Annotated in this window: 25 protein-coding genes; 10 read left to right on the top strand and 15 right to left on the bottom strand. The window is 55.5% G+C overall.

The window, feature by feature from the left end:
- Positions 1–27 precede the first annotated feature (27 nt).
- From AC1Q64_RS23795 to AC1Q64_RS23780, 4 genes are all read left to right on the top strand, one after another.
- Positions 28–1,278 (top strand): LPD7 domain-containing protein, encoded by a 1,251-nt coding sequence (locus AC1Q64_RS23795; RefSeq protein ID WP_492252990.1) that lies wholly within the window; start codon positions 28–30, stop codon positions 1,276–1,278.
- Positions 1,279–1,293: 15 nt separating this feature from the next.
- Entirely contained in the window at positions 1,294–1,656 is a 363-nt protein-coding gene (locus tag AC1Q64_RS23790) for a hypothetical protein (protein ID WP_146191327.1), read from the top strand.
- Positions 1,653–1,958 (top strand): H-NS histone family protein, encoded by a 306-nt coding sequence (locus AC1Q64_RS23785; RefSeq protein ID WP_108498531.1) that lies wholly within the window; start codon positions 1,653–1,655, stop codon positions 1,956–1,958. Before AC1Q64_RS23790 ends, AC1Q64_RS23785 begins: the two co-directional genes overlap by 4 nt.
- Before the next feature lie 251 nt (positions 1,959–2,209).
- On the top strand, positions 2,210–3,385 hold the full coding sequence (locus AC1Q64_RS23780) for an ATPase (protein WP_108498530.1): 1,176 nt from the start codon (positions 2,210–2,212) through the stop codon (positions 3,383–3,385).
- 137 nt (positions 3,386–3,522) lie between these two features.
- On the opposite strand, the gene AC1Q64_RS23775 is transcribed toward AC1Q64_RS23780, so the two are convergent.
- The 4 genes from AC1Q64_RS23775 to AC1Q64_RS23760 form a co-directional block, all read right to left on the bottom strand.
- Positions 3,523–4,551 carry a DNA adenine methylase gene (locus tag AC1Q64_RS23775; RefSeq protein WP_108498557.1) on the bottom strand — a complete coding sequence of 343 codons (1,029 nt, stop codon included), beginning with the start codon at positions 4,549–4,551 and terminating at the stop codon, positions 3,523–3,525.
- A 98-nt stretch (positions 4,552–4,649) separates the two neighbouring features.
- Positions 4,650–5,669 (bottom strand): NotI family restriction endonuclease, encoded by a 1,020-nt coding sequence (locus AC1Q64_RS23770; protein WP_158276457.1) that lies wholly within the window; start codon positions 5,667–5,669, stop codon positions 4,650–4,652.
- A gap of 49 nt (positions 5,670–5,718) precedes the next feature.
- Positions 5,719–7,014, bottom strand: a complete 1,296-nt coding sequence (locus AC1Q64_RS23765) for a Y-family DNA polymerase (RefSeq protein WP_108498528.1) — start codon at positions 7,012–7,014, stop codon at positions 5,719–5,721.
- A 3-nt stretch (positions 7,015–7,017) separates the two neighbouring features.
- The gene (locus AC1Q64_RS23760; protein ID WP_108498556.1) at positions 7,018–7,461 is read right to left on the bottom strand and encodes a LexA family protein; all 444 of its coding nucleotides are present in this window, start codon (positions 7,459–7,461) and stop codon (positions 7,018–7,020) included.
- A gap of 80 nt (positions 7,462–7,541) precedes the next feature.
- Between AC1Q64_RS23760 and AC1Q64_RS23755 the strand changes: the two genes are divergently transcribed.
- Positions 7,542–8,513 (top strand): SOS response-associated peptidase family protein, encoded by a 972-nt coding sequence (locus AC1Q64_RS23755; RefSeq protein ID WP_492252989.1) that lies wholly within the window; start codon positions 7,542–7,544, stop codon positions 8,511–8,513.
- 99 nt (positions 8,514–8,612) lie between these two features.
- Here the strand turns inward: AC1Q64_RS23755 and AC1Q64_RS23750 are convergent, their stop codons facing one another.
- Genes AC1Q64_RS23750 through AC1Q64_RS23735 form a run of 4 tightly spaced genes read right to left on the bottom strand, consistent with a single transcriptional unit; the run spans position 8,613 to position 12,129 of the window.
- On the bottom strand, positions 8,613–9,449 hold the full coding sequence (locus tag AC1Q64_RS23750; RefSeq protein WP_492252988.1) for an abortive infection family protein: 837 nt from the start codon (positions 9,447–9,449) through the stop codon (positions 8,613–8,615).
- 32 nt (positions 9,450–9,481) lie between these two features.
- On the bottom strand, positions 9,482–9,964 hold the full coding sequence (locus tag AC1Q64_RS23745) for a thermonuclease family protein (RefSeq protein ID WP_108498553.1): 483 nt from the start codon (positions 9,962–9,964) through the stop codon (positions 9,482–9,484).
- Positions 9,948–11,405, bottom strand: a complete 1,458-nt coding sequence (locus AC1Q64_RS23740; RefSeq protein WP_492252987.1) for a relaxase/mobilization nuclease domain-containing protein — start codon at positions 11,403–11,405, stop codon at positions 9,948–9,950. The genes AC1Q64_RS23745 and AC1Q64_RS23740 overlap by 17 nt, the downstream gene beginning before the upstream one ends.
- Positions 11,389–12,129, bottom strand: coding sequence for a MobC domain-containing protein (locus AC1Q64_RS23735; protein ID WP_492252986.1), 741 nt, complete (start codon positions 12,127–12,129; stop codon positions 11,389–11,391). The genes AC1Q64_RS23740 and AC1Q64_RS23735 overlap by 17 nt, the downstream gene beginning before the upstream one ends.
- A gap of 238 nt (positions 12,130–12,367) precedes the next feature.
- Between AC1Q64_RS23735 and AC1Q64_RS23730 the strand changes: the two genes are divergently transcribed.
- The 3 genes from AC1Q64_RS23730 to AC1Q64_RS23720 are packed head-to-tail and all read left to right on the top strand — an operon-like array spanning position 12,368 to position 13,973.
- A complete protein-coding gene (locus AC1Q64_RS23730) occupies positions 12,368–12,802 on the top strand; it encodes a hypothetical protein (RefSeq protein WP_146191359.1) in 435 nt (144 codons plus the stop codon).
- On the top strand, positions 12,799–13,506 hold the full coding sequence (gene stbB / locus AC1Q64_RS23725) for a StbB family protein (protein WP_492252985.1): 708 nt from the start codon (positions 12,799–12,801) through the stop codon (positions 13,504–13,506). Before AC1Q64_RS23730 ends, stbB begins: the two co-directional genes overlap by 4 nt.
- A complete protein-coding gene (locus tag AC1Q64_RS23720; RefSeq protein WP_108499105.1) occupies positions 13,503–13,973 on the top strand; it encodes a hypothetical protein in 471 nt (156 codons plus the stop codon). The genes stbB and AC1Q64_RS23720 overlap by 4 nt, the downstream gene beginning before the upstream one ends.
- Before the next feature lie 723 nt (positions 13,974–14,696).
- Here AC1Q64_RS23720 and AC1Q64_RS23715 read toward each other — a convergent pair.
- From AC1Q64_RS23715 to AC1Q64_RS23700, 4 genes are all read right to left on the bottom strand, one after another.
- Positions 14,697–14,975 carry a hypothetical protein gene (locus AC1Q64_RS23715; RefSeq protein WP_492252984.1) on the bottom strand — a complete coding sequence of 93 codons (279 nt, stop codon included), beginning with the start codon at positions 14,973–14,975 and terminating at the stop codon, positions 14,697–14,699.
- Positions 14,972–15,835: a DUF3560 domain-containing protein gene (locus tag AC1Q64_RS23710; protein ID WP_108499153.1), complete on the bottom strand. Its 864-nt coding sequence runs from the start codon at positions 15,833–15,835 to the stop codon at positions 14,972–14,974. The genes AC1Q64_RS23715 and AC1Q64_RS23710 overlap by 4 nt, the downstream gene beginning before the upstream one ends.
- 194 nt (positions 15,836–16,029) lie before the next feature.
- On the bottom strand, positions 16,030–16,296 hold the full coding sequence (locus AC1Q64_RS23705; RefSeq protein ID WP_108499152.1) for a hypothetical protein: 267 nt from the start codon (positions 16,294–16,296) through the stop codon (positions 16,030–16,032).
- Between the two features lie 79 nt (positions 16,297–16,375).
- A complete protein-coding gene (locus AC1Q64_RS23700) occupies positions 16,376–17,203 on the bottom strand; it encodes a DUF932 domain-containing protein (protein ID WP_108499151.1) in 828 nt (275 codons plus the stop codon).
- Between the two features lie 900 nt (positions 17,204–18,103).
- Here AC1Q64_RS23700 and AC1Q64_RS23695 point away from each other — a divergent pair.
- Both AC1Q64_RS23695 and AC1Q64_RS23690 read left to right on the top strand, forming a co-directional pair.
- Complete coding sequence (locus AC1Q64_RS23695) at positions 18,104–18,598, top strand: glycine zipper 2TM domain-containing protein (protein WP_492252983.1); 495 nt, start codon at positions 18,104–18,106, stop codon at positions 18,596–18,598.
- A gap of 1 nt (position 18,599) precedes the next feature.
- Complete coding sequence (locus tag AC1Q64_RS23690) at positions 18,600–19,394, top strand: hypothetical protein (protein WP_492252982.1); 795 nt, start codon at positions 18,600–18,602, stop codon at positions 19,392–19,394.
- Here the strand turns inward: AC1Q64_RS23690 and AC1Q64_RS23685 are convergent.
- The 3 genes from AC1Q64_RS23685 to AC1Q64_RS23675 form a co-directional block, all read right to left on the bottom strand.
- Positions 19,391–20,320 carry a DNA-binding protein gene (locus AC1Q64_RS23685; RefSeq protein WP_108499555.1) on the bottom strand — a complete coding sequence of 310 codons (930 nt, stop codon included), beginning with the start codon at positions 20,318–20,320 and terminating at the stop codon, positions 19,391–19,393. The genes AC1Q64_RS23690 and AC1Q64_RS23685 overlap by 4 nt on opposite strands.
- Positions 20,321–20,430: 110 nt before the next feature.
- The gene (locus AC1Q64_RS23680) at positions 20,431–20,670 is read right to left on the bottom strand and encodes a hypothetical protein (RefSeq protein WP_146191402.1); all 240 of its coding nucleotides are present in this window, start codon (positions 20,668–20,670) and stop codon (positions 20,431–20,433) included.
- 824 nt (positions 20,671–21,494) lie between these two features.
- Positions 21,495–21,731 (bottom strand): hypothetical protein, encoded by a 237-nt coding sequence (locus AC1Q64_RS23675; protein ID WP_492252981.1) that lies wholly within the window; start codon positions 21,729–21,731, stop codon positions 21,495–21,497.
- Between the last annotated feature and the right edge of the window lie 125 nt (positions 21,732–21,856).

Raw genomic sequence — 21,856 nt, 5'->3', positions numbered from 1 at the left:
ATTGCGATTATCGAGAACGGATTTAACATGTCTCAAGAGCAAGTTATTAGCAATGCTGAGAAGCCGCGCAAATCGGATAATGAAAATTATCCTCGATCCCCTGCTTACGGCATCATGCAAATCAACGACAAGCCTGCCACAGCCATTCAATTCGAGCATGTAAATGTTGATGGAAATCGACGTTTCAACGTCAATTTCATGCTCGATGAAAAACCCGTCACGCAGCTTCGAGAGCTGGACTCTGAGGGGTTGGCAGATGCCGTAGGTAACAAGAACGCCGCCTTCATTCTGGCCCGCAGTGAACAAAGCGGCTCTCTGAAAGGAGAAACTTTGGTGAATGAATACGGGCTATCACCCGATGAAAACAATCGCCGGATGATGGCCAAGGAAGAGCGGAAGGGCGCGATCCTCGATCCCGAAGCGCTCGCATCCGTTGCTTCAAGGCGCGAGGCAGACACTGAGGCCGCTGCAAAGGAACTGGCCGAGCACCGTCAAGAGGCGCTGAACGCAATCGCCAAAGACCAACGCAAGCCAGAAAAAAGCGCAGGGCAGGGGGCCGATGGAGGTGAGAACGAAGTTCAATCGGATGAGGTTTTCAGCCCGGCTGAGGATGATCGCCCGCCCATCGTTCCCCAGGACGTTGCGGCGAAGTACCTCAAGGTAGGGGATCAATACCACTTCCAGCGCAATCCAGAAGCCGTTGCCTTCCGTGATCGTGGGTCCAAGCTGGAGACTCAAACAAACAGTGCTGCGGTCGCCGATTCCATGGTGCGTATCGCACAAGCACGCGGCTGGGACGAGATACGTGTTACCGGCAGCGAAACATTCAAACGGGAGGTTTGGATGGAAGCTGCAGCACGGGGTATGCATGTGCGCGGCTACTCACCCACCGATGCTGACAAAGCAAGGCTTGCCGCCATTCAGAGCAAGTCCGAATTTCGCGGCCGCGAAACCTCTAACAGCGTTGAAGGACAAAGGACACGCGAGCAGGACAAGGCCGAGGCCTTCAAGAACGAGCGGCCGGAAACGGCGATGCAGAAATACCCCGACCTGGCTGGAGCCTATGCAGGGGTGGAAGCGGCGCGGCGCCATGTGGAAAAAGAACAGCTGTCGGGTGAAGAGGCAAAAGTTGTGATGGCTCGCATCAATAAGAACGCACACAACTCCATCGAGCGAGGCCACGTTCCACAGGTCCAGGTCAATGAACGGAGCCAGGATCGCGACCTCGAAAAAGAAGCGGCAGCCCACCGCCATCGTGAAAAAGAATTCGGACGCTGAGCAAAGGCAAATGCAATGAAAACCGCACTTCTAATCGTTTTATCCGCCCTGACTCTCGGCGGCTGTGCAACCCAGGAATTCACAAATGGCGTAGCCACCAGCCCGCACTACATTGCATCAGGGCATGTTGGGACTGCCAAGGCATGGGTGTATGCCCAGCGCACTTTGTTTGAGGGCAGGGCAGGGGTCGATTACCGGTTCACCACGCCAACGGGCGAACCCATCAAGGCCGAAAAAATAGGTGATTACTACAGTCTGCCAAACCTTGAGAGGGATTTCGTTGCGATAGAAAGCGTACATACTATGCGGTTTGTCCTTGCTCCCGCCACTTGGACATTTGCACGCACAGGCGCAACCCATGAATCCTTCCCACAATGAATTCAACCTATAGCGAGCTGTTGAAGCAGCGCACCGAGCTGGATCAGAAGATCGAGCAAGCGCGCAAAGAAGAACTGGATTCGGCTATCCAGCAGATCCGTGACCTCATGGATCAGTACGGCATCACGGCGCAAGAGATCATGCCCAGTGGTGCTCGAACTGCTGTGCGTCGCGAGCGCGCAAAAGTCGCACCGAAGTACCGCGATCCTGCGACGGGCGTCACATGGTCGGGACGCGGCAAACCCCCTGCTTGGATTGCAGGCAAGGACCGTTCCCTCTTTGAAATCAACTCCCAGGCGTAAAATCCCTCCTGAAAGGGTCGTGCCATGGCTACAGCAACACAGTTCGACAGCTATTTTTTCGGCAATGGGCTGGTGGACGATGCTCGCAAGGGCATTGCTGAGGCAGTTGCACGCACCCGCGCGGCAGGCCTACCTGTTGAGGGCTATGCCAGTAGCCCGGCAGTGCCAACACCGCTTGGCGCACCTCTCACGCCCAGTGCTGCAGCACCGGCAAAATCCACCGACACCGAGCCAAAAAAAAAGCGGGCTTGATGAGCCGGTCCGATGATGGGCAGAAGGAAAATTCTGCGCCAGTGATGTTCGTTTTTGCTGGGCCAAACGGCTCTGGCAAATCCTCCATCAATGCTCAGGTTTTGAAGAACCCTGCGTTGGGTTTTTCCGGCGAGTACATCAACGCTGATGACATCGCCAAAAGCATGGAATCTCAGATTCCAGACTACCAAACACGCAACATCAAAGCCGCAGAATTGGCGGAGTCTCGGCGTCTCATAGCCCTGCAGTCCGGCCACTCGTTTGCCTTCGAGTCGGTCATGTCCACGCCGGAAAAGGTTGCGCTGCTCACGCAGGCGCGAGAACGCGGCTTTCAGGTTGCGCTGGTATTCGTCACAACGGACGATGCCGAGAAGAACGTGGCCCGTGTCAGCAACCGCGTAGCCATGGGCGGGCATGCTGTCGAACCCGACACAGTGCGCAAGCGCTACCACAGCGCGATGCAGCTGCTTCCTGCGGCCGTAGAGCACTCCGATAAGGCCCTGATTTTTGACAACTCAGGCACAACCCCCATTCGTGTCGTCACCAAGAATGGCCCGGACGTGGTGATTGAGCCCAATGCGCCCCAGTGGGTGGAGTCGCAGTTTGCGGCGCCGTATCGGGCGCGCCAGGCCTCTTTAGACAAGCTTGAAGCCGTGGCCAAGGGCTCGGCACCAAGCATCACGATTTCAGAGGCTGCAGCCCAGCATGGGCGCGGCTACAGCGGCAGGATCGTGGACCAAACCTCACTCCACACGCTGCAGGAAGCCGGCGAGGCTGGATTCATCATTCACGACAAGGCATTAGGCCCAAAGCGCGACTTTGATACCGGCACCTATGCGCGGATCACCTACGCCTATGACAAGGGAAAAATTCCCCCTGAGGAAGTTGTTCAACGCCTTGAACGCGAGGCCCGAAGCGCAGCGTTCAGAGAGCTATCACGACAAGATGCCGTCAAGCAGCACCCGGAATTGCAAGCCAGCTATGCCCAGCTCGATGCGCTGAAAGCCCAAGTCGAAGTCCAACACCTATCTGCGGCAGAGCAAGCGACCGTCATGGAGAGGTTGCGCGAGAACATGGCGCGATCCATTGAGCGCGGCCAGGGGCAAGATCAAAACGCAGCTGCTCACGTAGGGCCAGCCACTCAATCAAGCCGCAGCCAAGACCGGGAGCGCTAGACAATCGTCCAGTTTTCTTTATACTGATATCGTTATACCGAAGTCATTTGACATAAGATAGATCGTATAAAGGACCTGTAGTCTGTACTCTAAGTCTCCGTCGGGTCCGGCGCGCTGCGCTTTCCTTTTTTCTTCTATCAGGGCTTCAAGATAAGAAGTTCACGGATGACTTCGTGGTGGGTGTTTTTCATGGGCACCGGTTCAACCCGGAACCCATGCCGATCCGCCATTGCACGTACTTCTGGCGCATCGTCATATGTAAGCATCACCGAACCACGAACCGAAGCCATAAGCGCGAACAGCCCTTCATGGTCGATTTCGTTGTGGGTGTAGAGCCGTGAACCGGCTTTCTTTCCGCCTGCGGTGTAGGGCGGATCAACGAAGAAGAACGCATTGGCATCATCGGCGTAGCGCTGCACCACCTCGAAAGCATCGGCCTGCTCGAAGGTGATCCGCTCGCGCATGGCCTGCAAGGCTTCAATGCGCCGGACCAAAGTTTCGGGATACCAGCGGGATTTGAGTCCGCGTCCGGCCTCTCCGGCCTTAACGAGGCCGGCGCCAGCGGCCATAATGCCGCCGCGCTGCATCCGGTTCTTGACGATGGTACGGAAGGCCCGTCCGCGAACGGTCTTTGGGTTAACGTCAAGGATCGCCCGGACGTTCTCAAGGTTCACATCGAAGTCGATGATCTGCTTACAAAGCCATTTAACGTCAGCGGGCTTGCCGTGGAAGATGGTTTGCCAGACAGCAGCCACATCGTCGTCCAGCTCCCCCAAAAAAACGTGTTCGGCCAAGCCTTCAGCGGCGGCCGACAGGCCCGCCATTGCTCCACCCGCGAAGGGTTCCACAAACACCGAGGGCGTGATCTTGGAGACCGTAAGCCACTTGCGCACCTCTGGGACAAGCCAAGTCTTTCCGCCCGGATAGCGGAACGGGCTGAGCTGGCGAACCTGCGCAACGTTCGTCGGGGCTTTCTTGTCGTGAAGCTGTTGGACGAGTGAGGTCAGCGCCTGCGCTTTGTCGGGGTCAACGAGGTGATGCCTCAGCCCTTCAAGGGCTGGTTTGCATTCGCTATGAACCAGTACCGTGGCGCGGGTGACGCCTTGCTCTTTCAGGCGTTCTATGCGGCGGTTCTGCCGTTGTAGCGCGGTGGCGTCGGTCGTCATTGTTATTTTTTCCGTGAACATTCACGGAGCCTAACAAGGGCTCATAGGCGCGTCAAGGACCGTGAATGTTCACGGTTCTGCAAAACAACAACTTGTGGTCAGTTTGCGGCGTCGGAGCCGTTTCCGTTCTCAATCGGCAGACCGTCTTCGACCGGCTCAGTGATGGGCACCGGATGCACGATCTTGTCAGTGATGCGCGTCTCAAACACCGGCAAAGGAACCGGCTTGCCACCCGTTAGCCCTTCCACCGAGCGCTCAAGCGTGGTGTAGCGGACTTCATCCCGCACGATGCGCGTGCGCTTCTGGCCTTCGACCTCTTCAAAGCGGACGACGAACCATGCAATGTCAGCATTGGATATGTCGGCCACGTTGTCCATCTCCCCGATGGAATCGAAGAAGGCCCGATCAACGACCACTGCCATCTTCTTGCCCCAACGGCGAAGCGTCGGGACCTTGATTTGTAGCTGGGGCATCAGTCGCTTTGGCCCACTACTACGATAGTCCGGCCGACGACGACCAGCTGGAAAAATCACCCAATCCACACCCGGATCATTGAACGCTTCAAACTCGCCCTTCATGGCATTGCCGCTGAAATACACCGCTTGAATTTCGAGTGCAGCCCAATTCATGGGCGCATCATTAGGCGTTTTCGAACTCACAAGAACCATGTCGATTCGGCCTACGTCATCACCACCTTCACTGTCGGTTGAAGCTCCCGCTTCAAGGAAACCTACTTCACCAACAAGCAAGGGGTTCGGATCGCCAAGGATGGTTTCTCCTACCCACTTAAACACATCAAGATCATCATGGAATCGATACGGACAGGTGGCGCGAAGCTCGCCTTGTTTTCCCGCTACTGGAACACCCACCGCCCGACCAGTGTCTGGGTGGGCGTCGTAGGAATACAGGCGTAATGAACAAACACCGCCTTCTTTGGAACAAATAGCATCGACCTTACGAGCCTGGAAAGGGCACGGTTGCGGTAATCGCTCTTTTTTTGGCTTCAACACTTCCCCGGCGAGCTGGCGGCGTTCGTCACCGGAAAGCTGCGTCACGTTGAAGCCAAACCATTCGCCAATTCCAAAGCGCGGGCTACTGTCTTTAGGTTTTTTTGCCATAGCCACACAAAGTAACACATGAAGTGCGCTCAAATTGGGACCGGAAAACCTAAGCACGTGCAACCGGCACATCAGAAAGACTTGTCGTGTAGTGCGGCGTCCTTCGCTCTTGCCGCATCATCCACGCGCGCTTTGCCGCAACCGTCCCCGTGCTGCCCTGCCGAACAGTGGATTTCCCCCAGCGTGCATTGATCCGGTCAATGGCGACCATGAGCTGGCCGCGATCACGGCCCGGCTCGTCTTCCAGCTCCAGCTCGCCTTGAAGAATGCTGCCATCACACAAATCCAGCAGCATGACCCCCGCTTTCGCCAGGTCGTAGCCAGGCTCGAAGATCAATTCCAAACCCAACATCGCAGCCTCCGTGATGCGGCCCGTATCGGCAGTCGGGCGGCGCAGCGGCACAACCAGCGATTTCGCCCAGCGCGGCCCCGGCCGGAAAGGCGATGTGTGCGCGAACACCCGAACGCAGCCGGTCAGACTACCTTGTCGCCTCAGCTTTTCGGCCGCGCGGGCCGAGAACTCACTCACAGCCTCCATCAGCTGCTGCAGCTCTTGCACTGGACGGCCAAACGACCGCGTGACTGCAATTTCTTGTTTTGGGGATGGCGCATCCTCCAGCTCGATGCAGGGCATGCCTTGCAGCTCTCGCACAGTCCGTTCAAGCACAACAGACCAGCGGCGGCGTACCGATGACGGATCGAGCTTCGCAAGCGCAAGCGCTGTGTCCACGCCGACATCACGCAGCTGAGCACCGATGTTCGGACCGACCCCCCAAACGTCGCCAACAGGCGTTGCATCGAGCAGCCTGTCCACCTCCGGCGCCGAAAGCAACCCCAAATGGCACACCTGCGCATGCTGGGCGGGATAGCTACCGGGCTTTCGTTCTGCGCTCTTTGCGATGTGATTTGCCAGCTTGGCCAGGGTCTTCGTGGGAGCAATCCCGATGCACGTTGGAATCCCTATCCAACGGTGAATACGCGCCCGTATCGCTCTGGCGCGAGCCACCTGATCGCGCACACCTTGCACGTCAATAAAACACTCATCGATGCTGTAAATCTCCTGGCCCGGTCCGAGGCCTGCGGCCAACGTCATCATCCGGTCGCTCATATCGCCATACAAGGTGAAATTCGCACTCAGGCTGACAAGTCCCGCCCGATCCTCCAACTGCCGAAACTCATGGAAGGGTTGCCCCATCTTGATCGCTAGCGCCCTCGCCTCGTCGCTGCGGCTTATGGCACAGCCATCGTTGTTGCTCAGCACGACAACGGGCCTGCCCTGCAAACTCGGCCTGAACACCCTTTCGCAACTCACGTAGAAGTTGTTTCCGTCGAGCAAAGCCAACATGATTCATCTCTGGAATTGCTTGATGGAACAGGTTGCCACCCCCCACACCTCAACCGTCTGCCCTTCGGCAGGAACGATATCGGGATAAGTGGGATTGCCTGCTTTGAGCTTGAGTCTGCCGCTGCGTAGGTAGAGTTGCTTCACGGCGTACTCACCGTCCACCACCGCGACCACGATGTGCCCATGGCAGGGCTTGATAGCGCGGTCGATCAGCAGCATGTCCCCGTCGAAGATGCCGTGCTCTCGCATGGAGTCGCCAGCAACGCGAAAAACGAAAGTTGCCTGCGGGTGGGTGATGAGGATGGCATTCAGGTCGATCCTCTTGACCAGATAGTCCTCTGCAGGCGACGGAAACCCCGCATGCACGCTTGTTTCCGCCAGCGGCAATATGAGGGTCGCCCCTGCCAGCGGCACCGGCTCCTGTGCACGTAGACCTATACTGTTCATACATACAGTGTAATCCCGCGCCCAGGTAAGGGCCAACACACCCCCTAGACTGTCATCAAGTTTTCAAGGGAAGGACTGCCATGTGCTATTCCGCTGCCGTGCGCGCAGACCATGCGGCTTTTCAGCGCCTCTTTCCAAGCTCCCGAATGGCGATCAAGGAGTTTTTTGAGCTGTACTGGCGCAAGAAAGCCGTAAAGCCAGTGCCGCGCACGCCTCGGGTGATGGACGCTCAATTCACGCATGCAAAAGGCCAGGATGAGCAGGCCGTCCGTGAGTTGATTGCTGAATTTGATGCAGCCCAGGTGGTGTCACTTGAGCAAGACCTGTTCAAGCAGCGCAAGCGGCTGGCCGATGCAGAGCGCACCTTGCAAACCAAAGTCACCAAGAAGGCCCAAGAAGACCAACGGATCTCCACGGCCAAGATCGAGCAAGCGCTTCAACGCCTCAGCCGAATGAAGCGCCCTGAGCTTAATGAGTCCGACGCGAGGATTTTTCCCGGCTGGTGGGCGCCAGTGCTCGTAATGGAGGATGGAGAGCCGGTCATTCGACCGATGCGCTATCAATGTCGGCCGGCCGGCAAACCAGCGTTCTATGACACCAAATATCCTGGCACCTACAACGCGCGAAGGGACAACCTGCGCGGCTTCTGGCGCGGCCAATTCGGGCAAACACACGGTCTGATGATCGTCACGACCTTCTTTGAGAATGTAGCCAGGCATGCGGCGGAAGGACGAGAGCTACTGCCAGGCGAGAGCCCGGAAAACACCGTGTTGAGATTTGAGCCGAGGCCTGCGCAAGACATGTATGTGGCCTGCCTCTACTCGCATTGGACGTCCCCGAATCCCGATGAGCCGGATCTGTGGTCCTTCGCGGCAGTGACAGACGATCCACCACCAGAGGTTGCCGCAGCTGGGCATGACCGCTGCATCGTGCAGCTGCGCCCCGAAAACGTGGCCCGCTGGCTAACACCTGCAGGTCGATCATTGGATGAGTTGGATGCTCTGCTGGATGACAAAGAACCGGCTTTCTACGAGCACCGTCTAGCCGCTTGATTCAGCGGGTTTCGCGGGGGCGAAATGCGCAGCGGATGGCTCGTATTTAGTGCTCGGGCTGCATAATTTTTCACGGCACTAAACGGGCCCCTTCACCGTTTAAGAACCAGCCTTTTTGTCCCATGTCTCCATGACGAATGTCGCCACAGTGTGTGCTCCATTGACGGCAAGCCGAGCATGGCGCGGCTCTAGTCTGTAACTCTTTCGTCCTTCACTGTGTGCGCTGCTCGCATGAGTACGCAGCGCACCAATTCCATCGACCACGGAGAAAAGGCCCGTGATGATTCGTTGTAGATCGTTGTCTTCGATACTGCTTGGGTCCAGCCCCAAGTGTGCACGAACCACCTTAAAAACTGGCTGCAGGTCCTGCTTATCGGGCATCGTCAGCCCGTTGTCCTCGATGTAAGTCTTGAATATGGCTTCAAGGATGTTCGCGGCGGCTGACACGGCTTCACGCGGCTTTGCTTGAACGGATTCAAGCGCCCGGTCAAACTCTCGATGAATGGACGGAAAGTCTCTGCCACGAATTAGCTCGATTAGCGTCTTGCTAGGCGCCATCCCTCCCTGGGTAATGAAGCCGCCCATGCGGTATGAAAGTCCATTGCGCGCAAGCAACTCTTCGATGCGTCTGACGTTGGAGCGCTTCTTAGTGGTGCGCTCATCTTCCGTGGTCCATTGAGGCGGCTCATAGTCAGCCGCCATTACTGGGTCTTCAAGGTACGGAGCAATGATCTTGGCAAGTACGGACAAAGGTTCCGTGTGGACTTTATTGGTGTTTCGCAACCACGCCTGCGCCTTCACATGCTTGCTGCCTTCAGGTGGATCGCCTGAGGCTTCTGCATACATAAACAGGCTATCTAAACTGGCGTGTGTTTCTTCGGCCGACACGAGGTCGGAGACGACGGCGATCAGTGTCGCTGGTATTTGCTTTGTCATGACCGGGCATCTTACGGATTGAGGTTTTAGCCTCATTTTTGTGGGCGTCGCCTGTAGGCCCAAGGTGCCTCAGGCGAGGGATCAACCCATAGGCCAAGCCTGTGCACTTTGGCTTGATCCTCCAGCTCGTACAGCATCTTGTCCTTTGAGTACTTGCGATAGACCCACGCCATGCCCTCACGCACCATCTTCTCGTTCACGTTCAAATTACCTAAGTGGATCGTGCCGATAACGCGGCCATAGCGATCCCTCCCCTCCTCGCCCACAAGCACCGTTTTCCGAAACACAAGCGCAGCAAGCGCCTCCCTGGATCGCGTGCCAAAGGCCTGCCGCTTCTCCGGCGCATCGATCTGCGCTAAGCGCACGCGCACTGGCCTCTGGTCTACAAGAACGTCGATGGTGTCACCATCGAGAATTGCCACAACCTGCCCGGAAAAATCGGCGTGAGCTAACCCGGTAAATGCAAGCAGTACCGCCAGCCAAAATGCCCGCACCCCCCTACCGACTACGGCCATTGTCTTTACCCTTGTGAATATCACCTTCCACCTGACGACCGGGAGTGATGGGTTGAACATGCTGCCCCGCTTGATGATCCGCGCGCAGCTTTCGTTTCGCAACTTCTCTGGCAGTCACCGGCTCAGGCATGCTGGCTACAAACGCCTCAATTTGCTCTGCCAGGATGCGATTGCTTTCCGCCTTGCTCAAGCGTTGTCGGCCTGCAGCTGAAGCAACGCCAGCTCCCGCCCGTCGCACTTCATGATCGGCGGGTCCTCCAGTGTCCAAACGACGCCGTGAGTTCGCGCGCAAAAACACCGCAGCTCCTCCTTGGTCGCGTACCACATGGCCACGGGGCACGTCTCGCAGGCCGGGGACGGCGATGGGCGCGCCTCTGGTGCCAAGCTTTGAATTACCGGACTCACGTGTATTGGCAGAGCGTGAACCAGATCGCCCACGGTTGAAAGCGCGTGGGTATCCGGCGACTGCGGCGGCCTTGAGTTGTCCAGCTCTGGCGGCGTCTCGGTTGATCCTGCTGTAGTCGATTGGGTCATTGCTAAGTTCCTTTCCATCCTTCGTTTTTAAGGCGGTGGGCTGCGTGCGCAGATCATTCACAAGCCGCAACCATTCAGCCTTCGTTTTGCCCTGCCAGGTCTTCACATCACTGTCCCAAGGGCTTGCCTCGATCTGTCGCCCCTCTGCTTCGGCCTGGAGCGCTTCCCTAGCCTCTTGAGCACGTGCCTGCAGCACGTGCGACCGCTGAGGGTCCATATGCCTGAACACTTGCTTATCAGCTCGGCGCACAACGCCTCGGACTTGCCGTGGGGTGGCCTCCGCGTCAATTCCCCTCTCGCGCAGACGCTCTGCAAACGATTCACGCCATTGCTGGAGTTTTTCCGGAGTGGTTCGCAGTTGCTTGCCATCAAATCCGCGGCATTTAACGACCAAGTGACAGTGGTCATTATCGGTGTCGGTATGAAGGGCAAATACATACTCATGATTTGCACCAAAATTATCCGCCGCAAAATCTCTCACAGCACGACGTATAGCGAGCGGATCAGCCTTGCCGGGCATGGAGAGAACCATGTGCATGGTATCCCTTTGATTATCCTTTCCAGCTCGCTTATTTGCATCAATCTCAGCTGACCAATGCTCGTATAATTCCTTTACGTCATCCACCGTATCGAATAATTGCCCTTTGTCATTCTCAAGGGCAATCTTCTCTGCATCTGCATTGGAATGCCGACTTATATACATCAGGTGGGCTTTGACATGCCCTCCCCCTTTTCCGTAACTGGAAATCTTAACCATCACCTCGGCAGATCCAGCAGCAATTCCAGCCGCCCTCTTCTTGTGCTTTCGAACAGCGCCAGCCTTCAAATCCTTGGCGCTATTTTTCTTGGACTTGACCTTGCCAGGATCGCCGGTCTCCTGAACTAAGGGCTCAACTAGCTGGGTCATTTTCTACACCCCATGCTCTATGTCGAGCAGCCACCAATCGCAAGAGCATTGCCCTTAATTTTTTGATCTTTGAATCAACTTCTCGGATTCCCTCAAGAGTCAATATCTCGTCCTTCTTGAAATTCTCTCCGACAAGCTCAGCCCTATTCATACTGCGCGCAATCTGGTTGAGGTTGCGGCCCACAGCAGCCAACTCGCGATTCGCCCAGCCTACTACCTCGACTTCTTTATCGGTCATAACGGGTATTGTCATGAGCGATGACTGAACCAATGATGATATCCATTGCGCGGAATTCATCCCTTCAATCTCAGCTCGTTTCATCACCTCAGCTTTGAGGAATTCAGGTATCCGAAACTCCAATCTTTTCGAACCTACCTGGGCAGGAACAACGGCCGCAGCAGCTCTCGTAGATTGGGCCAGCTTGACAGGAGTCGCCCAGTAAGGCTTTATCTGCTCCGCATCTGGCAGAGCCGCTGGCAGAGCCGCCGGACTCTCACACATGAGATAAGCCTGAATGAGCTTTCTTAAGTGGGTGCCAGGCTTCTCCCCGTGTTTTTTGGCAATAGCTCGAAACTGTTCCGCCTCCAAAGGCGAGACACGGGACTTCAAAACAGGATATAGGGCATCAAACGAGCCCTCCCCTTTGGGTTGTGGCTCTGCAGTAATGGTAGGAGGGTGGGGAGGCATCGGGTTCACAACGACCGAAAACAGCGATTCGGTCATTGTGGCACAAAACCCGACCGGCGCTAGCGCGTATCCTGCATTCACTAAATTCACCCTCTACACCCTTCCCCACCCGAGCCGCTAAATCTCAACAAACATCGGTGCGCAGTCACCGACAAATCAACAAACATCAAACACTTTTCGCGGAGGCGAAAACACGATAACAACACAAAATTACACATTGCATCGCTAGATCAACGTCTAATCAACAAATCTTCCTTGAATGCCATGATGGCCCATGAATAAGCCCGCGCCCACCGATCCCAGTGCCGCACTTGCTGCCTTAGCAGAAGACTACTCAATCAAGTCAAAAGCCGCCCTATTCCGTGCTCACTTCGATTCCATCGAAAAAGCCCTTCTAAGCGGCGCGCCTCGTTCACGCGTGCTTGCTATTTTGAATGAACACGGGATCATTTTTACACCTGCGGCATTCAACGAATATTTATACCGCGAACGGAATAAACGCCGCAAGGTCACTAGCTCAAAGCAGAATCAAATACCATCTAACCAAGCGGTACAGTCTACGGTCTCTGTACCGGTTAGCGCCAAAGAAACCCCAACTGAACAACCTCGTTCAGATCCTGGTATTCTTGACGCTATTATTAAAAGCACACCAGACCTCGAAAGTTTGGCTAAAATCCATAAAGATCAACAGAAGAAAGGTTCGCAATGAAAATTGCTGTAATGAATTTCAGCGGCAATGTTGGCAAGACAACGATTGCCGCGCACTTGTTAAAACCGCGAATGCCGAATGCTCGTGTTTACTCAGTTGAGTCCATCAACGCGGGGGCAGATGCCTCCGGTGTAGAGGTTGAAAAACTACGCGGCAAAAAGTTTGGCTCGCTGATCGACGCGATCATGATGCTGGACGAAGCAATCATTGACGTTGGAGCATCTAACGTCGAAGATTTCATGAAAATGATGCAACAGTTTGACGGATCACATGAAGAAATCGATTTGTTTATCGTGCCAGTCCTGAAGGAAAAAAAGGTTCAGGCTGATACAGTGAACACGGTGCGGGCACTTCGCACGCTTGGTATTCCAGCCAAAAAGATTCGCATTGTTTTCAATAAACTCGATGTGGATGAAAGCCCATCAGAAGAATTCCCGAGCATCTACGGGCTTGCAGCGGGCGAAAAAGCATGTGTAGTATCTGACGCAGCTACCATTCGCACCAACGAAGTTTTTGAACGCCTGAAATCGTTGGGCATGGCATTGGGCGATCTTCTAAACGACCCGACCGATTACCGTCAAAAGCTGCGCGAAACAACCGACGAATCCGAAAAGGAGCGTTGCGTCCAAATGGTTGCGCTCAAGCGTCTTTCCGTGACTGCAAATGAGAATATGGATCAAGTATTCAAGGCGATCACAAAATGACCGGCCGGGCCAGCACAGTTCGTGAAGCGGTAGCCGCCCAGCTCCTGGGCGAAGTCGATGATCTGGTGCTGCGCCTTGAGAACGTGGCCAGGACAATCCAGGGCCAAGAAACCAGCCACGAAGCCAGCGCAGCCGCGCTCTTAGAAGCTGCCGACCAGTTCAAAGGCGCCGTGACGCAATTCAGTGAAGCCGCGACGGCCCACGTGCGCGAATCGGTCGAGCGCCACGCACATGAGGTTGTGACACAAACACGCGCTGAGGCTGCGGCCGCAATGCAGGAAGCCGCTCGGCAGGCTTGGCGCACCAGCGCCATGGACGAGGCCGACAGGCTCACGCAAAAGCTGCGTGCGGCGGCGAAGCATTTCCAGCCTATGCCCTATTGGCAGCGGTTTGCGGAATCAGCTGTTGGGGGCATTGCGGGGGCCTCCGCTGTGGTCCTCTTGCTGTTCATCGCAGGCAAGCTCTAACCCTTGCAACCTCAGCACGGCAGGCCATACCCTTGTCCGGGCTTCGGGGTGCCGTGCGCAAGGCGCACGGCAGTGCTCCGCACCGGCCCCTACCGGACAACCCGCACGCAAGGCGCGCGGGCTTCGGGGCACCATGGCCTGCTCGGTAACAAACCGGGCGTTCACAGCCTTCTTTTTTAGTTTCTCAGAATAATTCATTCGAGAGCCAGTTTAGAAAATTATACGAAGCAACTCAGCCGATTTAACTTGTAAAATCGGCATTATTCTGGTATAATAAGCATATATGACCACATTGATTGAATGGCGGTCATAGTCTGCATCTCTTGCCCGCTCAGCCCTTGCGCTGACATGTAGTCCGGGCCAACACATCCTCTTATAAATTCAACCGCATCATCTGATGCGCGTTGCTTTTGCTCGTCCTCGCTCGGCAATGTGCGGACTTGGGTTTCACCCAAATTTCAATCAAACGGTTTATCAATACGTGCATCCACAAAGAATCACGTCGGATAACGCATATCAACAACAAATATAAGGAAAAAAGAATGATTAATTCAAATATTGAAAAAACGGTTCCAGTATGCCCACACACACGAACAAGGAACGGCAATACATTCCCTGTTCGAGGTCACTGGCGCGCCCCTCGGGGTAGCAGAAACTAGCATTCTGTTGCGCAGTGACTAAGCAAAAACACACCCGTTCACGGGTGTGTTTTTTTTTGATTTTTCAGGTTTCGCAATCCATGCGGAGTTCAGATTCCTTCACCGGCATCCAGGGCGAGGATGAATCGATAAAGTATCGCGCACCTTGCGCATATTGGCTGCAAGGACCCGAAGGCCGATAGAGGCCGGTAATTCTTCTTCGAAATTCAATCTTGGCCTCATTCGTGTATAGGACACAATCCCCAACGGTAAAACGCAGCGAATCGCCATTTTCAGGAGCGAATGACTTTGTCGTCTCGTGTTCCGTGTGGATCTTCTCAGCCCAGTCGTGATGGCTGCTCATTGGGCATCCTTTGAAGTAACAACGGCATCAAGTCCCAGCGACTCGACAACACACTGCGCAGCATACCGGCCAGCGTTATTCAACTGGCGCTGCCAGGCCTCGTTTGAAGGCGCCCAGCGGAACCCTCTGCCCTTGAGTATGTCTCGCGCAGCGCTGTCGGGCTTGTAGCCAAAAATCAGCATGACCCGATTGAGCGCCACATCCTCACGGTATGTCACGCCAGAGGCCAATACACGCTCAACGTCTACCCCCTGCATGGCATGCTCTATTTCTTTAATACGGCGTTCGATGCGGAAAATCTCAGCCTTGCTGTTGGCGAGCGCGTAAGAGGCAAAACCCATCCCATCACCAAAGTCAGGCCGGAGCAATACGCGGGCGTTCTCTTCCAGCATGCCTGTCGTTTTGACGATGGCTGCAACAGCCGCTGCCTGATCCCCTCTGTGCGCTCGAATGGCCTTATTGGCCGCAACCATGACCGCGTGCGAGTCCTTTGCAATCTTGAGCTTCGCCCGCAGCTTCGTCAGCGCCTCCGGGTCATCTGACGTTATGGCGCGGCCCACCGCGCGCGCTTGATCCAGCAGCTTCCCGGCCTTGTCCTCCAAGGCATAGGCCTTGCCCATGTCAGAGTGAATCTTTGCTCTGAAATTGCGGTCCCGTCCTTCCGAGTGGTGCCCCACCAAAATCGGTTGTCCCAGCGGAATGCTATCGGCTCGGGACTTTGCCGAGGCCAACACACGCCCCGCCTCTGCTTTGACGGAAGCGGATTGCCTCAGCAGGCGGTCACGCCGAATGTCTGCACGGCCACCATAAACAGTTTGGCGGGCTTCAATAATATCGCTCACACGGTTTTCGCTATTCATGGTGTGCCTTTCAGATTGAATTAAATATTAACTTCAAAACATGTTCAATAATTGAATTATATAAGCCACAATATTAACGTCAACCTATTTTGATTGACATAATGTTTTATTTTGTAAATCTCATGCAACGATAATAAAGATAGTTGTAATAAAAAAAACCTGCTGAATAGCGGGTTAAGTCAACACATCAAACTTCAAATATCAAGTAACAAATCTTCAGGGGATAGGACCATCAAAACACCATCGTAAAGCCATCGCACCAAAAATGCGCCAAACGAAATTAGGAGCATTGGCCAGAATTGGGAAAAGGCATTCTCCCATCCGCGCACCACCAGCATAATAACGAATGCAATTGACGCGAGCGAGATAAAAGCCTGCAACACAAGAACCACAGGCACCCGCAGCCAAAGCAGCAAATAAAACAAAATTACCCGCAAAACGGTTGTGAGTGCTTTTAACATGATGGCCCCTATGACATATCCTCATTGTGTCACCAGGGCGCATTTAATGATATAGGGGCAGCGCCCCTATTGCATTTTGTTAAGATTTAATCTTGCGCATTTCTTCAGCCAGAATCCACAATGCACGATTCAATTTAACGCTCTGGTCAATCCCGTTGACTTGGCGCGTTGTTGTTGGGCGCCCTACTTTGGTTCGGCCACGCAATCCGCCTTTCAAGAGATTTTCCTGAACGCGGTTGAAAGTCGTCCACATGTCATCCCGGCGATCTTCAAAACGGCGCGGCATGAGAATGTCGGCCTCAGTGACGGGCGCGGCGCCCTCCCCTTCGTCATACTTCAATGAGAGTGCAGCATGGGCAAATGCCGCCTGCTCGCCCTGGTTCAAGGTGATTCCCTGCATGGCTTCCCGCTGATGGGTAATGGCTTCAAAGCTATCCAGCACCTTAAAAGCGCCTTCGATCACCTCGCCAACCACATCACCGTTATGGCGGACGCGAATATCACTCGAAACCTCACCGCAGACCATCCCATTGTGGCAAACGAAGCGGAACATGCCGGCCAACATTTGATAGCTGCTGGTGCCGTCATGAGAGTTGAGCAGGATGATTTCGTTGGCTTCCTTGCCGGTGATTTGGTTTGCATGGCGCAAACGCAGCATGTGCTTTGTGTGTTCACGCTTGCCCTCGTTGCGCACGCGCGTCTGGCAAGCCATGAAAGGCGCAAAGCCTTCGCGGCGCAGCCCATCAAGAACGTCAATCGTGGGAATATAGGTATAGCGGGCCGAACGGCTTTCGTGGGCTGCATCGGCAAAGATCGAGGGAGCCACGGCGCGAATTTCGTCATTCGTCAATGCGCGGTTAGCAATGGAAACGGTGGAGTTACGGGAAAAACGGCTTGCGAGTTTCATGATTAATACCTTGATAAATGGTTGACTTGACTTACTTGATTATGATGACTTCTTTGTTCACCATGGACTCTATTATAGTCAAACCATTTTAAGCGTCAACCTATTTAGGTTGACATTGTGTATTAGTTTGTAAACCTCTAACCGCACATTCCGGGAGTTCTTCATCACACAAAACGCCCGCCGCGCCCCGGTCTTGGGGTATGGGGGACACCCCATGTAGCCGCCTCGCGGCGTAACCCAGCAGCCGCAACACCCCACCGCCTCCACCCGCGACACCCCACGGCCAGCGCCCAGCCGCACCCCTTCGCGCCCTGATAAACAGGGCTGTTCAATTTCGCGTCCGCGAAATCCCAGGGCTCAAAACACTCGAATTTGTGATGTAGGTATGTCAGGGCCATGCCCTTGTCCGGGCTTGCGGGGTGGCGTGCGCGAAGGCGCACGGCAGTGCTCCGCACCGGCCCCTACCGGACAACCCACACGCAAGGCGCGCGGGCTGCGGGGCGCCATGGCCTGCCCCTGGCCAAGGTGGGCGCTTGCGGCCGTCTTGGCTGTCTTTCAAGGGGGAAGCCTCAGCGGCAGGGGGATGTGCGCAGCACTTCCCCCAATAGCGGGCAAGGTGGCCTGTAGCCGTGCCCGCAGGGCAATCCCAAAGGGATCGAGCCGAGTTAGGCGAGCGGCGGAAAGCCCTGCAAGGGCGGGGGCATCCGGTTTTTCACCCGCAGGGGGAATAATGACTCAGAAGCTGCTCCCCTATCCCAAAACCGGATATGACAGGAAGTGAACAATCAACTCTTTATGGTTGAGAATTAATTTTGCAGTTGCTTACAGACAAAACCAAATGTCTTAGGCATATAAATTACTCAAAGATAAACTGCATATTCCACTTTCATAAATCTGAACATGAAATCCATCCTGCTTTTCACCCTCACAGCTGCAGCCACACTTTCCGCAAACGCAGCGAGTTTTGAAGACTATGCCCGTGTGATTGATGTTCAGGAGCGCTACGCCGGCAGCACGCCCAGCGGAGGAAGTCGCACGGTATGCGAGCCCGTGCAGCAAGCTCAATCAAATGATTACGGAGCAGGCACAGCCATCGGCGCCGTCGCAGGCGGGCTGATCGGCAGCCAGGTCGGCAAAGGAAACGGGCGGATCGCCGGGGCCGCTGTTGGAGCGGCAACGGGAGCAATGGCAGGCCACTACGTAGAAGGTCGGAACCAGCAGCCGCAACAACGGTGCTATCAAACAAGCGATGGATACTCCAACGGGTACAGCCAGCGCAGGCCCTCCAGCTACACAGTTACCTATGAGTACGCGGGCCGAACCTTCACTGAGAACCGCAGCCGCCCACCATCGGGGGACACCATCCGTGTCCGCGTGAACGTCTCACCAAACTAAGATGCCGGTCACTCGGCAGCAAGCCTCGGATGCCATCGAGGAATTTAGAAACGAGTACAAAGGACTCTCTCAGGTCAAATTTGTACTCCTTGAAAATCACAAGGATTTCCATGACCACTACGGAAAAAATGCCGAACGAGCTGCCGAAGCCTGGACAGGAAAACTCGGCGCCTACTCCAGAAGCACCCGCACAATTGCCCTGGCCCTTGCCGCCCACGATGACAAATCGGAACTTGCGGCCACCCTCGCCCACGAAGGAATTGGACATTCCGGCATCAATACTTTCTCAGGCGCAGAAAAACGAGCCCTGATCGACGCGATTATTGAATCTCGAAAACACCCTGGTGCATTGCGGGATTCGTATTGGAAAGCGGTCGAAGACGCTTACCCAAATCTGCGAAAGAGTGAGCAAGCCGAAGAGATTTTCAGCCTCATGGCTGAAACCGTCCACGCCAACGGCGGCAGCAAGTACAACGCGACAGCGTTTAATCATGCATGGCAGAAGTCAGTAGTAGACCAGAGCGAGCCGTTGCAAGCCTGGGGACTTGCTCAGGTGGTGCACCACGTCGCGCACGGGCTTAGAGAAAACACCCGGCAGCACCAAATTTTCCCGGCAAGCGACACCGACCAATATCGCGTTCTCAGCCATGAAGAAAAGATGGCTGCGATCAATTCGCAATTGGACAGAGGGGATTTCAATGCGCGAGAGCGCTCGATCATCCTTGAGAGAGTGCGTGCCAACGCACAAAATGCCGAACGCCAACCCGCTGAGAAAACACCGGAATTAGAACGTTAGCGGGCCGCACCAGCGGCTCCAGCAGCAGCTACGCGAAGGCTTTCCAACTCCGCGCGCAAGCGCTCATGTTCTTCACGTTGCGCAGATTCAACGGCTTCTCTGCGCCTCGCTTCAGCTTGCAATAGTTCGACCTGGCCTGAGAGGCGAGCGCCCTGCTCTCTCGCCTCGGCAGCCGAATTGCGGGCATCCTCTCTCTCCGCCTGAACCTTGCGCAGCTCCTGAGCTGCTTGCTCCGCTAGGCGTTCAGCAGCCACAGCGCGCGCCTCTGATCGCGACGCCAAATCCGCCGACGCTTCAAGCCGCGCTCCCAGGACTGCGGCCGATTGCTCGGCGGCGATCCTCGCACGCCGCTCAGTGTCGATTGCCGTTCGCAGCTGCTCAAGCTCATTGGTCTGCGACGAGTACCGCTCATTCAACCCTTCAGCCCTGAGGCTGGCCTTGGCCAGCTCGACACGCGCGGCCTCGGCCGCTTGCTGCTCACGTTCAACACGGTCCACCAGATCCGACAGATCCGCCGCTTGCTGAGCAGCCTTCCCTGCAAGGGTGTCGCGTTCAGTAGTCAACGCCGCGATTTGCGCTTGCAGCGCGTCCCGTTCGTCTTCCAGCGCTTCTCCTGCAAATGCCAGGTCCGCGGCTTCTGCCTGTACCTCCACGAGCCTGGATTCGATTTCGGCCCTTGCCTGGGCCGCAGCGCGGCCTATTTCAGCAGCAATTGCGGTTGCCAGGCCCTGCGGCAGCTCCAGTGCCGTAGCCGAAGCCATAGGGCGGGCATCGCGCCAAGCTGCAAGGTGCTTTTGAATCGTGTTCGGGCTGCCTTTGTCACCAAGACGCTCACGGACGGATCGAATGGACACCGTTTTACCCTCGCCCACCAGTGCGTCAGCTACCGCTGAGACCTGTTCCGCCGTCACACCAATCCGAGCCATGCTACGCCTTTCGTATTAACGTATCGGTATTATGTATCGATACGATACGTTATGCAATACGAATGCGATATGAAATTATCTCGTTTGGCTGCGCTAACGGCTGCGCTTCTTTAACCCGCACAATCTGAGTCACCTACCGGATCGGCCGCTTCATTTTCATAGGGCTGGCCCTCGGCGTGGGCCAGGGCCAATGTGCCCGCATCGAGAGCAGCAGCCCAGGAATCAAAGTCGCACTCGGCCGCTGAATGAGGCTTGAAAATCAACGCCTCATCCGGCTCCTGTTCAAGAATCATCCAGCGGTACGAATCCGCCGAATCGGGATCAGAAATGATTTGCAAGCAGTAGGGCATGGACAACTCCAAATTGATTCCGCAGTGTAGCGAGCACATGTCTGAAAAGACAGGCGTTTAACAAGCGGACAGCTGCTGCAGTCCCCTGCCCCATCTGCTGTCGGTTTTGCCGCCTTCCTGGTACCCCTGGAGCCTTTGTAGCGGTTTCCTACGTCCTGAATCGCCCCCCGGTTTTTGTTTTCAGGTTGGGGGGTGCCGTGCGCCGAAGGGCGCACTGGGGGGCAACGCCCCCAGGGGGTCGGGGGGCAGCATGCCCCACGCCTGGGAGCGCCATAGGCGCGGCGGGGACCGCTGGGGGGTTCTGTTTGGCCCCCTCAGGGGGCCTATTAAATGGGTGAGGCCGTAGGCCGAGGGCGTAGCCCTGGGGATGCCGGGTGGGAGCGCCGCAGGCGCGGGCGAAGCGCGTAGCGCGTAGGAGCCGGCGGGGCGTAGCCCCAAGAGGCGGTGCCTTTTCCTATAGGTTTATTAAATACAGGAAAGGAATACAGGGTGCACGCCTTGAAATCGCGCTTTTTTCAATGAGAACAACGACTTCGATGAGATGGGCATGCATCGGCGCGGGAGTTGTTCATCACATCTGCGGGAGTTGTTCAGCGTGGATAACTCAGCAGTAGCACGCTAACTCTTTGATTTATATGGCTTTTGTTTGCGGGAGTTGTTCATCACGGATAACCCTGACTTATACAGGCGTTATAAACAGGATATCAACAGAATATTCACAATTCACAGGAGTTCTTCATCACACTGAGCGGGAGTTGTTCATCGCGGTTGCGGGGGTCTTTATCACGCTGCGCGGGAGTTGTTCATCACATTGACGATGGGCTTCAACTCACTTTTCCCGCCTTTTTTTCCATGTCCTCTTTGATGAGTGATTTCATGGCCTCCAGGACTTCGCGCCCCATGTTCCCTGCTAGGTACTTCTGACACTCATATGAAAGCCTCTTCTGAGTGACCCCCAGGTAGACTTTGCAGCCAGGCGAAAACACCCCGTTGTCATCGAAATATCTGTCTTCGATTTTCAAAATCACCGCTGTAGGCCCATAGCCTTCGATCAGGAACATTGGAGATTTGTCGGATGCCCACCACGTCACAACAAACTGGCCGTCTTCGGGGTCTCCTCGTTTTCAGTGCAATAAGTGACGGTACGCAAAGCTAGCACTGGCGCGGGGGTGGTCTGGGTAGACCG

Source organism: Acidovorax sp. GW835-FHT14G06 (assembly GCF_058793595.1).
The sequence above is the reverse complement of the archived record's forward strand: the minus strand, read 5'-3'. Positions and strand labels throughout refer to the sequence as shown.

Excerpts from the sequence above, each read along its gene's own strand:
- AC1Q64_RS23795 (WP_492252990.1), top strand. The coding sequence starts at position 28 with ATGTCTCAAGAGCAAGTTATTAGCAATGCTGAGAAGCCGCGCAAATCG.
- AC1Q64_RS23790 (WP_146191327.1), top strand. The coding sequence starts at position 1,294 with ATGAAAACCGCACTTCTAATCGTTTTATCCGCCCTGACTCTCGGCGGC.
- AC1Q64_RS23785 (WP_108498531.1), top strand. The coding sequence starts at position 1,653 with ATGAATTCAACCTATAGCGAGCTGTTGAAGCAGCGCACCGAGCTGGAT.
- AC1Q64_RS23780 (WP_108498530.1), top strand. The coding sequence starts at position 2,210 with ATGAGCCGGTCCGATGATGGGCAGAAGGAAAATTCTGCGCCAGTGATG.
- AC1Q64_RS23775 (WP_108498557.1), bottom strand. The coding sequence starts at position 4,551 with ATGACGACCGACGCCACCGCGCTACAACGGCAGAACCGCCGCATAGAA.
- AC1Q64_RS23770 (WP_158276457.1), bottom strand. The coding sequence starts at position 5,669 with ATGGCAAAAAAACCTAAAGACAGTAGCCCGCGCTTTGGAATTGGCGAA.
- AC1Q64_RS23765 (WP_108498528.1), bottom strand. The coding sequence starts at position 7,014 with ATGTTGGCTTTGCTCGACGGAAACAACTTCTACGTGAGTTGCGAAAGG.
- AC1Q64_RS23760 (WP_108498556.1), bottom strand. The coding sequence starts at position 7,461 with ATGAACAGTATAGGTCTACGTGCACAGGAGCCGGTGCCGCTGGCAGGG.
- AC1Q64_RS23755 (WP_492252989.1), top strand. The coding sequence starts at position 7,542 with ATGTGCTATTCCGCTGCCGTGCGCGCAGACCATGCGGCTTTTCAGCGC.
- AC1Q64_RS23750 (WP_492252988.1), bottom strand. The coding sequence starts at position 9,449 with ATGACAAAGCAAATACCAGCGACACTGATCGCCGTCGTCTCCGACCTC.
- AC1Q64_RS23745 (WP_108498553.1), bottom strand. The coding sequence starts at position 9,964 with ATGGCCGTAGTCGGTAGGGGGGTGCGGGCATTTTGGCTGGCGGTACTG.
- AC1Q64_RS23740 (WP_492252987.1), bottom strand. The coding sequence starts at position 11,405 with ATGACCCAGCTAGTTGAGCCCTTAGTTCAGGAGACCGGCGATCCTGGC.
- AC1Q64_RS23735 (WP_492252986.1), bottom strand. The coding sequence starts at position 12,129 with ATGACCGAATCGCTGTTTTCGGTCGTTGTGAACCCGATGCCTCCCCAC.
- AC1Q64_RS23730 (WP_146191359.1), top strand. The coding sequence starts at position 12,368 with ATGAATAAGCCCGCGCCCACCGATCCCAGTGCCGCACTTGCTGCCTTA.
- stbB (WP_492252985.1), top strand. The coding sequence starts at position 12,799 with ATGAAAATTGCTGTAATGAATTTCAGCGGCAATGTTGGCAAGACAACG.
- AC1Q64_RS23720 (WP_108499105.1), top strand. The coding sequence starts at position 13,503 with ATGACCGGCCGGGCCAGCACAGTTCGTGAAGCGGTAGCCGCCCAGCTC.
- AC1Q64_RS23715 (WP_492252984.1), bottom strand. The coding sequence starts at position 14,975 with ATGAGCAGCCATCACGACTGGGCTGAGAAGATCCACACGGAACACGAG.
- AC1Q64_RS23710 (WP_108499153.1), bottom strand. The coding sequence starts at position 15,835 with ATGAATAGCGAAAACCGTGTGAGCGATATTATTGAAGCCCGCCAAACT.
- AC1Q64_RS23705 (WP_108499152.1), bottom strand. The coding sequence starts at position 16,296 with ATGTTAAAAGCACTCACAACCGTTTTGCGGGTAATTTTGTTTTATTTG.
- AC1Q64_RS23700 (WP_108499151.1), bottom strand. The coding sequence starts at position 17,203 with ATGAAACTCGCAAGCCGTTTTTCCCGTAACTCCACCGTTTCCATTGCT.
- AC1Q64_RS23695 (WP_492252983.1), top strand. The coding sequence starts at position 18,104 with ATGAAATCCATCCTGCTTTTCACCCTCACAGCTGCAGCCACACTTTCC.
- AC1Q64_RS23690 (WP_492252982.1), top strand. The coding sequence starts at position 18,600 with ATGCCGGTCACTCGGCAGCAAGCCTCGGATGCCATCGAGGAATTTAGA.
- AC1Q64_RS23685 (WP_108499555.1), bottom strand. The coding sequence starts at position 20,320 with ATGGCTCGGATTGGTGTGACGGCGGAACAGGTCTCAGCGGTAGCTGAC.
- AC1Q64_RS23680 (WP_146191402.1), bottom strand. The coding sequence starts at position 20,670 with ATGCCCTACTGCTTGCAAATCATTTCTGATCCCGATTCGGCGGATTCG.
- AC1Q64_RS23675 (WP_492252981.1), bottom strand. The coding sequence starts at position 21,731 with ATGTTCCTGATCGAAGGCTATGGGCCTACAGCGGTGATTTTGAAAATC.